At 46.7% G+C, this 14,187-nt stretch carries 14 protein-coding genes; 3 read left to right on the top strand and 11 right to left on the bottom strand.

All coding sequences use genetic code 11. The features are described 5' to 3' along the window. Positions 1-18: 18 nt before the first annotated feature. Together NL646_RS12565 and NL646_RS12560 are read right to left on the bottom strand one after the other, a co-directional pair. Positions 19-561, bottom strand: coding sequence for a hydrolase (locus NL646_RS12565; protein ID WP_025591497.1), 543 nt, complete (start codon positions 559-561; stop codon positions 19-21). A 150-nt stretch (positions 562-711) separates the two neighbouring features. Further along, positions 712-1,572 carry a LysR family transcriptional regulator gene (locus NL646_RS12560; RefSeq protein ID WP_005376746.1) on the bottom strand — a complete coding sequence of 287 codons (861 nt, stop codon included), beginning with the start codon at positions 1,570-1,572 and terminating at the stop codon, positions 712-714. 99 nt (positions 1,573-1,671) lie between these two features. Here NL646_RS12560 and NL646_RS12555 point away from each other — a divergent pair, with 99 nt between their 5' ends. Further along, positions 1,672-2,736: an HlyD family secretion protein gene (locus tag NL646_RS12555; RefSeq protein ID WP_253664294.1), complete on the top strand. Its 1,065-nt coding sequence runs from the start codon at positions 1,672-1,674 to the stop codon at positions 2,734-2,736. 9 nt (positions 2,737-2,745) lie between these two features. Further along, a complete protein-coding gene (locus tag NL646_RS12550; protein WP_015296992.1) occupies positions 2,746-3,765 on the top strand; it encodes a DUF2955 domain-containing protein in 1,020 nt (339 codons plus the stop codon). Positions 3,766-3,856: 91 nt separating this feature from the next. Here NL646_RS12550 and NL646_RS12545 read toward each other — a convergent pair whose 3' ends face one another. From NL646_RS12545 to NL646_RS12535, 3 genes are all read right to left on the bottom strand, one after another. Then, positions 3,857-4,885, bottom strand: coding sequence for a methionine synthase (locus NL646_RS12545; protein ID WP_025524089.1), 1,029 nt, complete (start codon positions 4,883-4,885; stop codon positions 3,857-3,859). Between the two features lie 30 nt (positions 4,886-4,915). After that, entirely contained in the window at positions 4,916-5,890 is a 975-nt protein-coding gene (locus NL646_RS12540; protein WP_025794951.1) for a DUF1852 domain-containing protein, read from the bottom strand. Between the two features lie 328 nt (positions 5,891-6,218). Beyond that, a complete protein-coding gene (locus NL646_RS12535; protein ID WP_253664293.1) occupies positions 6,219-7,133 on the bottom strand; it encodes a GlxA family transcriptional regulator in 915 nt (304 codons plus the stop codon). Positions 7,134-7,243: 110 nt separating this feature from the next. Here NL646_RS12535 and NL646_RS12530 point away from each other — a divergent pair, with 110 nt between their 5' ends. Then, positions 7,244-7,768 (top strand): cysteine hydrolase family protein, encoded by a 525-nt coding sequence (locus NL646_RS12530; RefSeq protein WP_253664292.1) that lies wholly within the window; start codon positions 7,244-7,246, stop codon positions 7,766-7,768. A gap of 120 nt (positions 7,769-7,888) precedes the next feature. On the opposite strand, the gene NL646_RS12525 is transcribed toward NL646_RS12530, so the two are convergent. The 6 genes from NL646_RS12525 to NL646_RS12500 all read right to left on the bottom strand — a co-directional run bounded on the left by NL646_RS12525 (position 7,889) and on the right by NL646_RS12500 (position 14,187). Next, positions 7,889-8,608 (bottom strand): ABC transporter ATP-binding protein, encoded by a 720-nt coding sequence (locus NL646_RS12525; protein WP_005457931.1) that lies wholly within the window; start codon positions 8,606-8,608, stop codon positions 7,889-7,891. 22 nt (positions 8,609-8,630) lie between these two features. Beyond that, positions 8,631-9,914 carry an ABC transporter permease gene (locus tag NL646_RS12520; RefSeq protein WP_253664291.1) on the bottom strand — a complete coding sequence of 428 codons (1,284 nt, stop codon included), beginning with the start codon at positions 9,912-9,914 and terminating at the stop codon, positions 8,631-8,633. A 2-nt stretch (positions 9,915-9,916) separates the two neighbouring features. Then, positions 9,917-11,131: an ABC transporter permease gene (locus NL646_RS12515; RefSeq protein WP_021822522.1), complete on the bottom strand. Its 1,215-nt coding sequence runs from the start codon at positions 11,129-11,131 to the stop codon at positions 9,917-9,919. Further along, a complete protein-coding gene (locus tag NL646_RS12510; protein WP_253664290.1) occupies positions 11,128-12,399 on the bottom strand; it encodes a TolC family protein in 1,272 nt (423 codons plus the stop codon). Before NL646_RS12510 ends, NL646_RS12515 begins: the two co-directional genes overlap by 4 nt. Beyond that, positions 12,392-13,525, bottom strand: a complete 1,134-nt coding sequence (locus NL646_RS12505) for an efflux RND transporter periplasmic adaptor subunit (protein ID WP_253664289.1) — start codon at positions 13,523-13,525, stop codon at positions 12,392-12,394. The genes NL646_RS12510 and NL646_RS12505 overlap by 8 nt, the downstream gene beginning before the upstream one ends. Positions 13,526-13,752: 227 nt before the next feature. After that, positions 13,753-14,187: a hypothetical protein gene (locus NL646_RS12500; RefSeq protein WP_024703003.1), complete on the bottom strand. Its 435-nt coding sequence runs from the start codon at positions 14,185-14,187 to the stop codon at positions 13,753-13,755.

Here is a 14,187-nt window from a genome sequence, read left to right as displayed (position 1 = left end):
CTGATTACAGTGATTCCACTATTTGATGAGCGCCAGAATTTCTTTGAATTCAGGTGCTCGGCAATCTTCGACCATTTCATACAAACACATTTCTAGCCCAGTGAGCACCACACCGTTAGCGGTTAACTTCGCAAGAGCGAGCGCTTTATTGGCAGCGGTTCGGGAAGATACACAATCCGTGACTAATTCAACGCGATAACCGGACTGGCGCAGAGAAACCGCGGTTTGATAGACGCAAATGTGGGATTCAATACCGCAAACCAACCAGGTATCAACTTTCGCGTTCTCCACCGCGACGTTAAACGTCGCCTCTTTGCAGCCATCAAACGTGTACTTGGTAATAGGTAAATGCGTGCTTTCAAGCACTTCACGAATCGGCTCCGCGGTTGGGCCCAACCTTTCTGGATTCTGTTCTAGCCACAGAATAGGCAAATCTAGTGCTTTGGCACCCTTTACCAGTTTCGTGATATTTTCAATCAGTGCGTCGCTTTCATGCATTAATGTAGCGAGTTTGCCCTGAACATCCACCACAATCAGGCCCGTGTTTCCTTTCGATAACATTTCCATCTCCTATCTTGTGCGACCACAAATCATACCCAACAAGTTGAGTAACAGTTAATGTATCAGAACCCTTTCATGTTAGAGCAATAAAACCTAGAAAGATGACCTTCGCTCACACATTTGCCCTTAGGTAAGGGTGGTTTGAACTGACTATTTAAATTTCTCTCGAATTAGTTCAATCAAGGCTTTGACTTTATTGGGCAGAAATAAGGCCGAGGGATAAATCAGAGTAAGATGCTGCTTCGGATGCGCGAATTGAGGCAGCACCTCGACCAACAAACCGTCTCTCAGTGCAGGCTTGGAATGAATTTGAGGAATAAACGCGATGCCGTTTCCTGCTATCGCCATCGAGCGCAGCAAGTTGAGGTCATCCGAACGCAACGCCACATGCAAATCTGAATCGAGCAAATCGGCATTGTAACGATTAGTTAAAAGGCGATGCTGCTTAAGATCTTCCACCGTTTTTACTGGCGGATGCGATTCTAGATAGGCTTTTGACGCAACAAAGTGACTACGATAAGGCAAAAGACTGAACTGCACATAGCTGTCATCGGTGACTTTGACCACGCTCGGAAGAAGCTGTAAATCAAACGATTGACGCTTGAGATCGACACTCTCTTGATGGTTTTCAATCTCGACCGAAATCTCCGGATACCGCGTTGTGTACTCGGTGATGATCGCGTTAAACGCGGCAGAGCTCATCAATGCGGAAGGAATGGCTAAACGCACCTTGCCCGTCAGCTCTTGTTGATATTCGTGCATGGCATTTAAACCTTGCTGAATATGGTCAATAGGCTGCCCCACCAACTCAAACAAGCGTTTCCCGTGCTCCGTCAACTCAATGCTGCGTGTTGTGCGGATCAAAAGCTGTACCCCGAGCGATTTCTCTAATTCTTGCAGGCGACGACTCACTTTTGAGCGTTGTAGTTGATTCGCCTCTGCCGCTGCACTTATACCGCCGTGAACCACCGTCTGAGTGAATAGGTAAATATCATCAAAACTAACGTTCATTGTCCTATTTTTAGGTCATTTATGTTCGTATTATCATTCTACTGAATTGTGAGTGACTTCTCTATAATCCGCTATCCAATATGTTTAACGGAACTTGTAATGACGGCTGACCAAAAATTCAAACACTGGATGCGAACTTTGATTGTCCTGTTCATCGTACTATTTTTGTACATTATCATTGCAGACCGCCACGCCCCCTTAACGACCGAAGGACGAGTGCAAGGATACGTTGTCCAAGTCGCGCCCGAGGTATCTGGTAAAGTGACCGACGTTCTCATCGAGAATAACCAGTCCGTTCAAAAAGGCGATGTGTTGTTTACGATTGATGATCGTAAATACAATATAGCGCTTGAACAGGCGGAGCTGTCTCTGCAATCCGCTTATGAAAAAGAAGCAACGCTGTATTCTCAACGCGAAGCCGCTCTTGCCAATATTGCCCGCGCACAAGCGACATTTGATAATGCACACCGCGAATACAACCGCTTACTGACGTTATCGAAGCAGAAAGTCATCTCTCAATCGACACTCGATAATGCCTTTGCCCAAAATCAGGTATCACGTGCAGCGCTTAAAGCGGAACGACAAAACTTAAAAGTCATTGAGGCGCAATTAGGCGATCAAAAAGGTCAAAGCACCGCCGTTCGAATTGCCAAAAACGGGCTCGAAAAGGCGCAACTTGATTTGGCAAATACCGCGGTACTCGCTCCCAGTGATGGTGTCGTGACCAACCTGCAACTAGAAGTTGGCACGATGGCAAACACCAACATGCCATTGCTGACATTTGTACCAACAGGATCACTCTGGGTAGCCGCTGATTTTCGTGAAAAATCCGTCGCGAACGTAGACAAGACTTTCCACGCCTTGGTCACATTTGATGCCAACCCAGGTTCGGTGTACGACTTTGATTTAGCTAGCCGCGATTACGGTGTAGCAGCCGCACAACAAACGCCTAATGGCGCACTAACCAAAGTGGAAGTGAACAACCGCTGGGTACGTGATGCGCAACGTACACGAGTGAACCTAACCAGCAGCGAAGAGTTACCACCAGCGCTGTTTGTCGGCTCTCGCGCTACCATTGTTTTGTACCCAGACAACAGCATTTTCTGGCAGTGGATGGCGCAAGCACAGATTCACCTCGCAAGCTGGTTCCACTTCATTTACTAGGCGGCGACAATGAAAACCTTACGAATTTGGTTCGGCTGCTCTTTAGGGCTCGCGCTAAGCATGATCTTCGGTTGGTCTTACGGATTTTTTGCCATCATGATGCCGCTGTTTATATTGGGCAGAATGGACAACTTTAATATTTCGGCTTTATTGATCGTGTTTTTCTCTGCGGTGTGGACAACCATACAAGCCACATTTTTGCTGGAATACTTGCAGTTTCATCCAACATTAATGACCGTTGCCGTCGGAATCATGATGCTGTTCAAGTGCATTGCAATGATGAACCAGAAAACCTATTTGTTTGGTTACATGGGGCTGTTGGTGGGTTCAATTGTGTTGAATTTTGCCAGCTATAACTTCATGGATATTGAAGAGTTCAACGTCAACATGTGGGTGATGGCGTTCAGCAATATTTTTGTTTGCGCATTCGCGTATTGGTTGTTCCCGGAGCCAAAATCCCCCGCCGAGCACCTTGAGATGTCGACCCCAGTAAAAAGCGATATTGACTACATCAGCCAAGTTGCTATGGGTTGGGTAGTGGCGATGGCTGCGTTTATCGTATTCCAAGTAGCGGACTTATATGACTCGCTATCCGCACAAGCTTCCATTTTGATCATCCTAACCCCAATGACTTTAGCGGGCTCGCTCGCCATGGCAAAAATTCGCATCATCGGCACAGCACTAGGCTGCATCGCAGGGATGGCTGTTCAGCTGATATTGGGCAGTTGGTATGGGCATGGGCTACTCTTTTGGCTCGCCTTTACCATTGCGATGGGGCCATTCTGCTTGTGGCTCACCAAGGGGCAAATTAAAGCGGCTATCGCGTTTTCTGCCATGTCTGCCCTATCGGTTCCGCTGACGACCTCGTTGGTGCCAGAACAAAAAGACGCGTTCTTTTCGATCTTGTACCGTTTCAGCTCGATTTTCGTTGCGGTTCTGCTCACCGCGATGGTGATGTGGGTGGTGCATCACTGGATTCGTGTGATGTTGCTAAAGCATCCTGAAGTTCGACAGCTAGAAATGAACTAGCGCGAAGTTACAACCTCTGTTTTAAGAAAAAAACCAAGAACCGAGCTCTTGGTTTTTTTTGTTTATCTAAGGGGAAAATATTTTGAATAACTTAAGCAGACAGCTCTCTACGAACAATCTCCGCTCCCGCACTTAGCGCATTAAGCTTAGCGGTTGATACTTCACGAGACAAAGGCGCCATACCACAGTTGGTACATGGGTAAAGCTTGTCGGCATCAACGTATTTCAATGCCTCTCGCAGTGTATTCGCCACTTCTTCTGGCGTTTCAATTTCGTTGGTTGCAACGTCAATCGCACCAACCATCACTTTCTTACCGCGAATCAACTCAAGTAACTCAATAGGCACTCGTGAGTTATGACATTCGAGCGAGATAATATCGATATTCGACTGCTGCAATTTAGGGAATACTTCTTCGTATTGTCGCCATTCAGTGCCTAGCGTTTGCTTCCAATCCATGTTCGCTTTGATGCCGTAGCCATAGCAGATATGCACCGCCGTTTCACATTTCAGCCCTTCAATCGCACGCTCTAAACATGCAATGCCCCACTCGTTCACATCATCGAAAAACACATTGAACGCAGGCTCATCAAACTGAATGATGTCGACACCTGCCGCTTCAAGCTCTTTCGCTTCTTGATTGAGGATCTTTGCAAATTCCCAAGCCAGCTTTTCACGGCTACCGTAATGATCATCATAAAGCGTGTCGATCATCGTCATAGGGCCTGGCAGCGCCCACTTGATAGGTTGCTTAGTTTGCTGACGCAAGAACTTTGCATCTTCAACAAACACGGGCTTTGTGCGGCTTACTGGGCCAACCACAGTCGGAACACTTGCTTCATAACGGTTGCGAATGGTCACCGTTTTACGGTTTTCAAAATCTACGCCGCTTAAATGCTCAATAAAGGTCGTCACAAAATGTTGGCGAGTTTGCTCGCCATCACTGACGATATCAACGCCTGCCAGTTCTTGTTCTTGCAAAGCGACACGTAACGCATCGCGTTTGCCATCAATCAGTTCTTCACCTTGCAGTTTCCACGGTGACCAAAGTTTTTCTGGTTCCGCTAGCCAAGAAGGTTTCGGCAAGCTGCCAGCCGTTGAAGTCGGTAATAGTGTTTTCATCGTCATTCCTTTCTAGATTCTCGTTGTCGATTACGCGTAGTTTGCAGACCATTGTTCAAGAACAGATTGATAAGGTTTGATGAAATGCTCCTCGGCAAATTTCCCTTGTTCAATCGCCAGTTGGCTGCGCTCTTCTCGGTCGTAAACGATTTGAGTTAGCGAGTGGTCTAGGTTTTTTAGGTTTGGCTGGTAGCAATTACCGGCAACCGCGTTGGCATTGTAAATCTCAGGTCGGTAAATCTTCTGGAATGTCTCCATCGTGCTTATCGTGCTGATAAGCTCTAGGTTTGAGTAGTCGTTCAGCAAGTCACCGAAGAAATAGAATGCCAATGGTGCGACACTGTTTGGTGGCATAAAGTAGCGCACCTGTAAGCCCATTTTTTTGAAGTACTGCTCCGTCAACGAAGATTCGTTCGGCTGATATTCAAAGCCCAAAACAGGATGTTGATTTTCGGTGCGTCGGTATACTTTGTTGTCCGATACGCTCAAACAAATCACAGGCAGCTTTTTGAAATGCTGTTTGTAAGACTCAGAATTAACGAAAGCTTTGAACAGTTTGCCATGCAAATCACCGAAGTTAGCTGGGATGCTGAAACGGGGCTGGTTTTTGTTGTGGTCCAACAGCAAAACGCTAAAGTCGTAATCACGAACGTATGAAGAGAAGTTGTTGCCCACAATGCCTTCGATGCGCTCGTGAGTGTTGTGGTCAACAATGTTGGTTTTGAGCACTTCAATTGATGGGAAGGCTTCGCCACTGCCTTGGATATCCATATCAACAGAGATGATTTCAAGCTCTACTGAGTAGCGGTCACCTTGCGCATTATCCCAATGTGCCAACGCATTAAAACGATTGTCGATCATTCGGAGTGCGTTGCGCAGATTCTCTCGGCGGTAGTTTCCACGAGCCAGATTAGCAAAGTTGGTAGTGATTCGCGTATTGTCTGATGGTTGGTAATTCTCATCAAAACGAATGCTTTTGATAGCAAATGTGAAATCGTTATTCATCGTGAGTTGGTATCCTATTTCCTTAGATAAAGCAGACTTTTCCTAACTCTGTGCATGGGGATATTTTTGTTTTTTGGTTTTCCCAATCGTTAGGTTGCGCAGCGTTCACGACGAATAGTTCGTACTAAAAACGGTGGTCACAGTGCCTAACACCAGAGCAGTCCGTTTTTTATACTTGCTTCACGAGTTGAATAATATTGGTATTGTTTCACATTGAACATGAAAGAAATTCATGGCTGGAGAAATGGACCTACGCATACTTCCATTCTTTGTGGTTTCACTTGAAACTCGCGGCTTCACCGAGTTGCTCTACATATTCAAACAAGACTCAAGCAAATCGTTTTCTAAACTCTCGCGGAGTTAAACCAATAACGTTTATGAAAACCTTCCTACAGGCGCTCGTATCCTCGTAACCAACTTGATGGCTTATAGAATCAAAGGAATGTTGTGTGCTTTCTAACAAATCACATGCTCTCTGAATTCTAAGACGCTGCAAGTATTGATTAGGGTTGTATCCTGTCGCTTTCAAAAATCGTCGTTGCATCGTGCGTTCAATAAGGTTGGCTTGCTTTGCTAACCGCTTTATGGACAAAGGCTCTGCATAGCGCTGATGCATGATTTGTTGAATGAAAACAATCGCATAATCACCGTGAGAAAACGATGGATGAAACTGTTGGTAGTAGCTCTGCGCTCGCTGAGCGGTATCAATAACCAGCGTTTTTCCAAGCTGACGAACAACACTTGGCGAAGCGTATTTCGCGATCAGCTCAAAGCCAAGATCTAACCATGACATCATCCCACCTGCCGTTACTATGTCACCGTGATTGATCAATATCTTATTGCTATCTAGCGCAATGCTAGGAAAGGCTTGGGAGAATGTTTCCGCCAATGCCCAATGGGTCGTGACCTCTCTCGAATCGATCAAGTTGGTTGCGGCAAGAATGAATACTCCGGCACATGCAGAAGATAACACCGCCCCTTGTGAGTAGTGCGCTTTAAGCCATCGAATCAACGCATCATCAGGAGCTAAGTAGTAATTATCAAGTGACGCAGGTGGCAACAAAACAACCGTTAGTCTTTCTGCGGTTAGGTCTGTATGTGGAATTAAAATCGGCTCAAACACAACCTCAATGTTCTGTTCCTTACATATTCTGTTGGCCAGCAAAAACATCTCTTCAAAGCCATAAACTGCCGACTTCAATACTGAGGGATACTCGCAGATTCCAATCGTTATTTTGATCATCTTTAATTTGTCGTTTTTGACTTCTTTTATGTCATTTTAGACTCTAAAAATAATGCAGCAAGTTACTCATAATTTGGCAAGACGTGAACCCAAATCAGCAGGAATTGAAAATGAGCAACAGCGCATTACTTGTAATCGATATACAAAACGACTATTTCCCGAATGGCCGATTTCCTTTGTGGAATACCGATGCCACTCTGGACAACATTAAGCAGTTGATGGCGAAAGCCATAGCACAAGATATCCCGATATTCCTTGTTCAACATGTATCTTCGGCCCTTAAAGGGAAAGCGCCTTTCTTTGAGGAAGGCAGTGTTGGTGTGGAGATTCATACCGACGTCATCTCAATATGTCCTGACGCCGAGATCATTCAAAAACAGCACGCTGACAGTTTTTATCAAACGAACCTCGAACAAGCACTAGAACGGAGCGGCGTAGATGAATTGTTGATCTGCGGAATGATGACGCAAAATTGCGTGACACATACGGCAATTTCAAAAGCAACGGAAAAATACAACGTTTCCATCATTGAAGATTGTTGTACGACTACCGATCAAATGATTCATAACATTGCTTTAAGTGCGGTATCTATTCGAGTACCTCTATTGGCTTCTTCCGACGTGCTTTCAAAATAAACGCCCAACGAAAAATTAACCGGTATAATTCGCCCGTTAGCTCTCATACCAATCGAACTTAGGCAGTTATGGTGTCAGCATCCATAGCTGCCCAAATTCAAATCATCGACCTTATTTAGCTTAGCAGTGAGAAATTGCGTTCTCCTTCCCTATCGGCGCTCTATCCGAAATCACCTTACCATCTTTGATGGTGATGATGCGTTTAGTGCGCTCTGCCAGAGCGTTATCGTGAGTCACGATGATCAATGTTCTGCCTTCGGCGTGGAGTTGGTTGAACAAGGCTTCAATCTCTGCGCCGGATTTTGAATCCAATGCACCCGTTGGTTCATCCGCTAAGATGATTTGCGGATCGTTGACCAAGGCTCTTGCAATCGCGACCCTCTGTTTTTGACCGCCAGAAAGCTGGTTTGGTTTGTGGTCTAAACGATCCCCTAGCCCGACTTGCTCTAGCAATTTGGCGGCGCGCTGGCGACGTTCTTTGGCTTTGATGCCAGAGTAAACCAACGGCAGTGCCACGTTATCGAGCGCCGTCGCGTATTCCAATAAGTTAAAGCTTTGGAAGACAAATCCAATCTTTTGGTTACGAATGCCAGCCAGCTCATTCGCACTTAAACTTGCGACGTTTTGGCCGCCAAGTTGGTACTCGCCATCAGTGGGCTTATCTAAACAGCCGAGCATGTTCATCAACGTTGATTTACCCGAACCGGACGGGCCAAGAATCGAAAGAAACTCGCCTTGATTGATGGTTAAGTCAACGCCGTCTAACGCGCGAACTTCCGCCTCCCCGCTTGAGTAGTATTTACAGATGTTGGTCAGCTCAACAAGCGGCTTGTTCGACATGTTCTCTCCAGAGTTATTGTTGTTATTCACTTTGTAGCGCCTCCAACGGGCTGACTTTTGCGGCTCGGTTTGCAGGTAACCATGCAGATGCCACACCAATGATCACTAAGGTGAGGATGACAATCACGACAACGACCCACGACAACTCAGGGACAGGTTTACCCAGTTGTTCATAAAAAGCATTGCCCTCTAAAGGAATGGAACTGATGGCAGACACCAGCGCGTACGTCACGCCTAAGCCAAGCGCGCCCCCCATCATCATTGTCAATAAAGACTGCACTAAATAGTGCATGCGAATAGCAGTTGGGGTTGCACCGACTGCCATGCGCACACCGATATCACGCGTAGATCGCTTTACGGTGGCATACATCACATTGGCAATGCCGACGCCAGCAACAGCTAACGTCACGAAGCCGATAATGCCAAGAAAACTCTGCAAACCTATCATAAACTGCTGCATACTCTTTTGCTTAAGGAACATATCATCAACTTGGACGACCTGTTCATCACTGACACTTGCCCCGTGCTTACGGGCAATCACTTGCCTGCTCGTCTTTGCTAAGGCTTCTCGGTCTACATCCGCTTGTGGTTGCACATTGATGCCACCAATTTCACCGTTGACATGAAATCGCTTCCACGTCGCTAACGGCACAAAGCTGGAATAGTTGATAAGATCCCCCTGTTCTATTTGGGCGCTGTTTTTCTCCAATACGCCCACAACGGTGAACTCCTCATTGCCGATTTTTACCTTTTGCCCCACAGGGTTGACTTGCAATGTGACTGTCGCAAACCAACTAAAGTCCTCATTCGGGTTGAATAAGTCGGCTGCCAGTTCATAACCCAGTACAACGACTTTGCGCGTCTCTTTTTGATCGAGTGGATTTAACCATCGTCCCCCCGCCATCGGCACCAAATTGGTCATGGATTGAAACTCGCTCGTGACCGCTAAGGGCTCTTGCCACGAGCTTCTGTCACCAACGGTGATGCGCTCTTTCCACTTCGCAGTTGGCGCAACACTTTTTACATCGGGTAACGCTCGAACGACCTCTGAATCGTCCATTTTTAATGTCAGAAATTTACCTTGGTGAAAAGCACCGTGGTCGACGGTGGCCATCCCTCCGGTCAAATAGATCAAGTTGCCGTTACCATTTTGTGCGGTTTTCAATACGCCCTGACGAATACCCTCACCTACCGCCAACATAGCAGCGATACAGAGGGTCGCCCACGCTACAGCCAGAATGGTCAAACCCAATCTCAGCTTTTCTGCCGCCATTTCTTGGAAAATTTGTCTCATCGGTAACAGCATGACTAGGCCCTCGCACTCAAAGCAATGACTGGCGTGAGACGCGATGCTCGCCTTGCTGGGAAATACGATGCCATCAATGCCAAGATAAGCGTCACAAGTAAAGACCAAGCAATGGAATCTGGCGTGATCACAGGTAAACCAATCCATTCCGGTAATGCCATGCTGCTTAGGACAGACACCACGGCATACGAAAACATCAGACCTAATGCCGTGCCCACAGCTACCAAAATAAGCCCTTCAAGAATAAACTGACTTAGTATGGATTTTTGAGTCGCCCCGATCGCCAAACGCACACCGATTTCACGCGTGCGCTCCGTGACAGATAAAAACATGATGTTGGCAACGCCAAGCGCACCGACCGCCATGGTCATCGCACCGCTCGCTCCGAGAAAAATCTGAATGCCACGCAAAATTCCACTGATGACCGCCGCACCTTCACTAAAATCGGGTAATTCGACCGCATCTTTATCACTTGGGTCAAAATGAAGCTGCTTGGCGAAAAAGTTCACGATATTTTGTCGAAACGACGGTGCATCCATCCCGTCTCTCGGCTTCATCAATACCATCCAAGGTTTCGCATCCCACAAATCGCGGTACGTTGTTTGAGGAATGAAAACCGTGCGGCTATCGCCGAATGAAATGCCAGTGTCCTCACCAACGGTTATCCCAATCACCAAAAACGGAATGCCGTTGACTTTGAGCCTATCCCCGATTTGGATTCCGCCCATTTGCGCAATTTGATCGCCTAACACCGCCACGCGAGTGTGGTTGTCCATATCACTTGGTGACAGATTTCTCGAACCGGATTGCAGCTTGCGTTGCATTAAAGGAAAGTAAGACGTATCAATACCGCTGACCGTACTCGATAAGTTCTGTCCTTTGAGATTGGTGATATTCGCATCCCATTTGGCGTAAACGCTCGACGCCTGTTGCACGAAGCCCGACTGTTTGATCATGTCGACTTTTTCTTGTGGAATATCAATTTGTCGTCTTGAAGGTAACCCTTGCCACGGTTTACTGGTACTCGACGGAAACACCACTTGCACATTGTTGATCATAAATGAAAACGACTGGGTCTGATGGCGATAAAAGCCTTCGCCAAGTGCGATTAACACCACCACAGAGATCACGCCCCAAGCAATCGCGATAATGGCTAGCACACTCTTCATGCGGTGCGCCATCAACGTTTGCCAAGTCTGTTGCAACAGGCTGCTCATGAATGAAAAGCCCGAGAGATCAACGCCATGGTATCGTCATCGAGTTTCCCTGCGGTTTGCAGTAAGCCGATTCTCTTACGCCAGTAGCTGTACAAGTTGGTTTGCAGACTGTTTTTCGCCTCAAACAAGCTGTTGTGTGCACTGATAACTTCCGACACTTCAAGCAGACCAGCGTCGTAAAGTTTCTCTTTGCTTTGCAACACTCTGGCGCGCGACTCAACCAGCTCGTTCGCTATCAAAACTTGATTCCAGTTGATATCGACCTGCGTAAACTGCTGAATAACTCGTTTCTGAATATCAATTTCCACTCTACGCATTTCTTGCTTGGCGCTTAAAATGTTCAACGATGCTTCGTCCACTTTCGCTCGCACTGCACCATTGAGATCAATCGGCAAACTCAAACTAATCCCAGCGTTAAACTCGCCGTTTGAACGATTGTCACCATCGCTGTAGCCCACACTGCCTTTGACGGTTGGGTAGTATCCACCTTTAGCTGAATCTTTCGCGAACTCGCTCGCTTTCACCATCTGCGCCGCTACCAACAGCTCTGGACTACTGTCTTTCGCCAGCTTTAGCCATTGCTCCTGAGAGTCCACCAGCATCGGAGGCTGAATTAAAGAATCCGTTCGAATTTGGTCGACACTCTTCGGCATTTGATTAATTAACGCCGCAAGCTCTGCTTTTTTCACTTCGAGATCGGCTTTTGCATTGAGGATACTTGCTTGCTCAGAGACTTGATTCGCTCGCATCTCTTCAACATCAACCGACTTCACTTTGCCTGCTCGATAGCGTTTCTCAATGATGTTGAGAAGTTCCTTCCCCTCCTCCAGCTTGGACTGCGCCAATTTGAGGTCGCCCTGTGCGCTTGCCACATCTAGGTAAGCGGTGAGCAACTTCTGCGCAAGCTCGTTATGCGATTGAGATAGCTCTAACTGTGCTTTGAGATAATTGGCATTCGCTTGATCCAGTTCCGACCACAAACTGCTATCCCAAATAGTTTGAGATAAGGTAGCGCCGTAACTGTTGGAATGGCTTGAGGACTCATTCCAATCCGCTGACGCACTGGCACTTAAACCCGGTAATAACGCACTGCGGCTACTCTGTACGCCAACCTCGCCAAGCTGGACGCCGATTTTCGCTTTTTCGTAATTTGGATCGTGCTGCTTTGCTTGTTGCCAAGCTTGTTCAATAGAAATTGCGTAGGTCGGCAAACTGAGCGTGGAAGCCAACAATGCAAAGGCGATTTTTGATCGTTGCAGCTTAACCATGCGCCGCTCCCATCATGCTGTTGTCAATAACCTCTTCATCAAGCTCCACGCCGTCAAGCACTTCGACATTGATGCCATCTGACAGACCGAGTTTCACAGGTTGTTTATGAAACCCTTGTTCTGAGCTGTCGGGGATCAGAACATTCGGTGCGTCACCATCAAATTGCAGAGCGCGCTCCGGTAGAGTGAGCACGTTTTCAGACTTCTTCAGAATGATTTGAGCCGTCGACGAAAACCCAGAACGAAGCAACACATCTTGTGGGATCTTGAGTTCTCCCACTTCAACCTCAAAACCGTTATCAAAACTTTTTGCCGAAGCGTTGCCCTCTGGTGAGTTAAGGTTCTCAGATTGAATCGCCACTTTGGTTAGCACACCAGAAATCGCCACATCAGGATAAGGCGCAACCGTCAACATAACGGGCATTCCCGGAGACAACTGCGCAGCATCATGCTCACTGACGCTACCTTTAAAAATCAGACTGTTCATGTCGGCCAATGACATCATTTCAGTCGCGGCTTGGCTTGATTGAGTCGAGATGATCGGCTCTCCGACCTCAACTTTCTGGTTGAGTACCGTGCCATCAATTGGCGCGTAGATCGTCGACGTTAAACGCGCATCGCCGATAGACGCCTCACCACTGCGGATGAGTTCGAGATTCTGGCGCTTTTGCAATACGTCCGCTTGCGCAGATTTGACTGCCGAGCGCGCACTTACGTATTCGTCGTAGTTACTTGGAATAATGTCCTGCTTGACCAAGCTTTCTAAGTTGGACAGTTTTTGTTTGGCGGATTCCAGATCGGCTTCGCTACGCATGAGTTCTGCCGATACATCCGTTAATGCTTGGGGAGTTGGGTTTGGACGCACTTTGATCAGCGGCTGGCCTTGCTTCACCTTTTCACCAACTTTCGCGTAAATTTCACCGACGATACCGTCGATTTGTGACTTAATAGACACAGAGTGTGCAGGGACAATTTTACCAACAGCCACAGCTTGTTTTTCAATCGTGCCTTTTTCCACAATCAATGTAGGCAGCAATTCTGGTTGAGCAGCAGATTGGAGATAGAAATACGTAGCACCGCCGAGCAGCGCGATGCTCACAGCGGAGACAAGCCAACGTTTCGTCATTATTTATTCCAACAATTATTGGGTAGTCTAATGACTACTCCTAAAACACAAAGTTGAAGGAATAATATCCTGCTTTAATAGCGGTTTGGTTGTCACAGTTGGTATGGTTTTGTCAGTCGCCTCTGACAATCAAAGACTAAAAAATCTCGACGAATCATTCAGCAAAGACGCTGTCTACGATGGCGACTAACATGCTCTGTAACCGCTCGTTTCAACCGCCACCCATTTCATTCTGAACAATGTGCAAAATGGTGCTGTTCTATATCTAAGTGAGCAGCTGTTTCTTGAGCGTATAATATATTCTCTTGATTAGCCTCAAACTCAGCCCCCGTCCCAGGCCAATAATATGTATCTTTATCATGACATAGAGTGAGAATGACAGGATCATGGTGTATATTGGGCTCATCTCCTAGCTCGCCATACATACTGAAAGTAATCTCAGACCCAACGTCTCCACGAAGTTTCTGAATCACTTCTGCTTGAACTTTAAAGAGCACATCTTCCTCATGTTCAGAAAATTTTTCAAAACCTGTAACTTTCACCACTGCAGAATAGGGCGTTTGGAATATCGCATCTTTGAGTGCCTCATTCTGAGAGTACACTCCCTCTGAAGCACAAGCTGATAAGCTCACACAACCTAACAAACTTATAAATTTCTTCAT

It is taken from the genome of Vibrio sp. Y20_XG_PY13 (genome assembly GCF_024181925.1).
Classification (GTDB): domain Bacteria; phylum Pseudomonadota; class Gammaproteobacteria; order Enterobacterales; family Vibrionaceae; genus Vibrio; species Vibrio parahaemolyticus.
The sequence above is the reverse complement of the archived record's forward strand: the minus strand, read 5'-3'. Positions and strand labels throughout refer to the sequence as shown.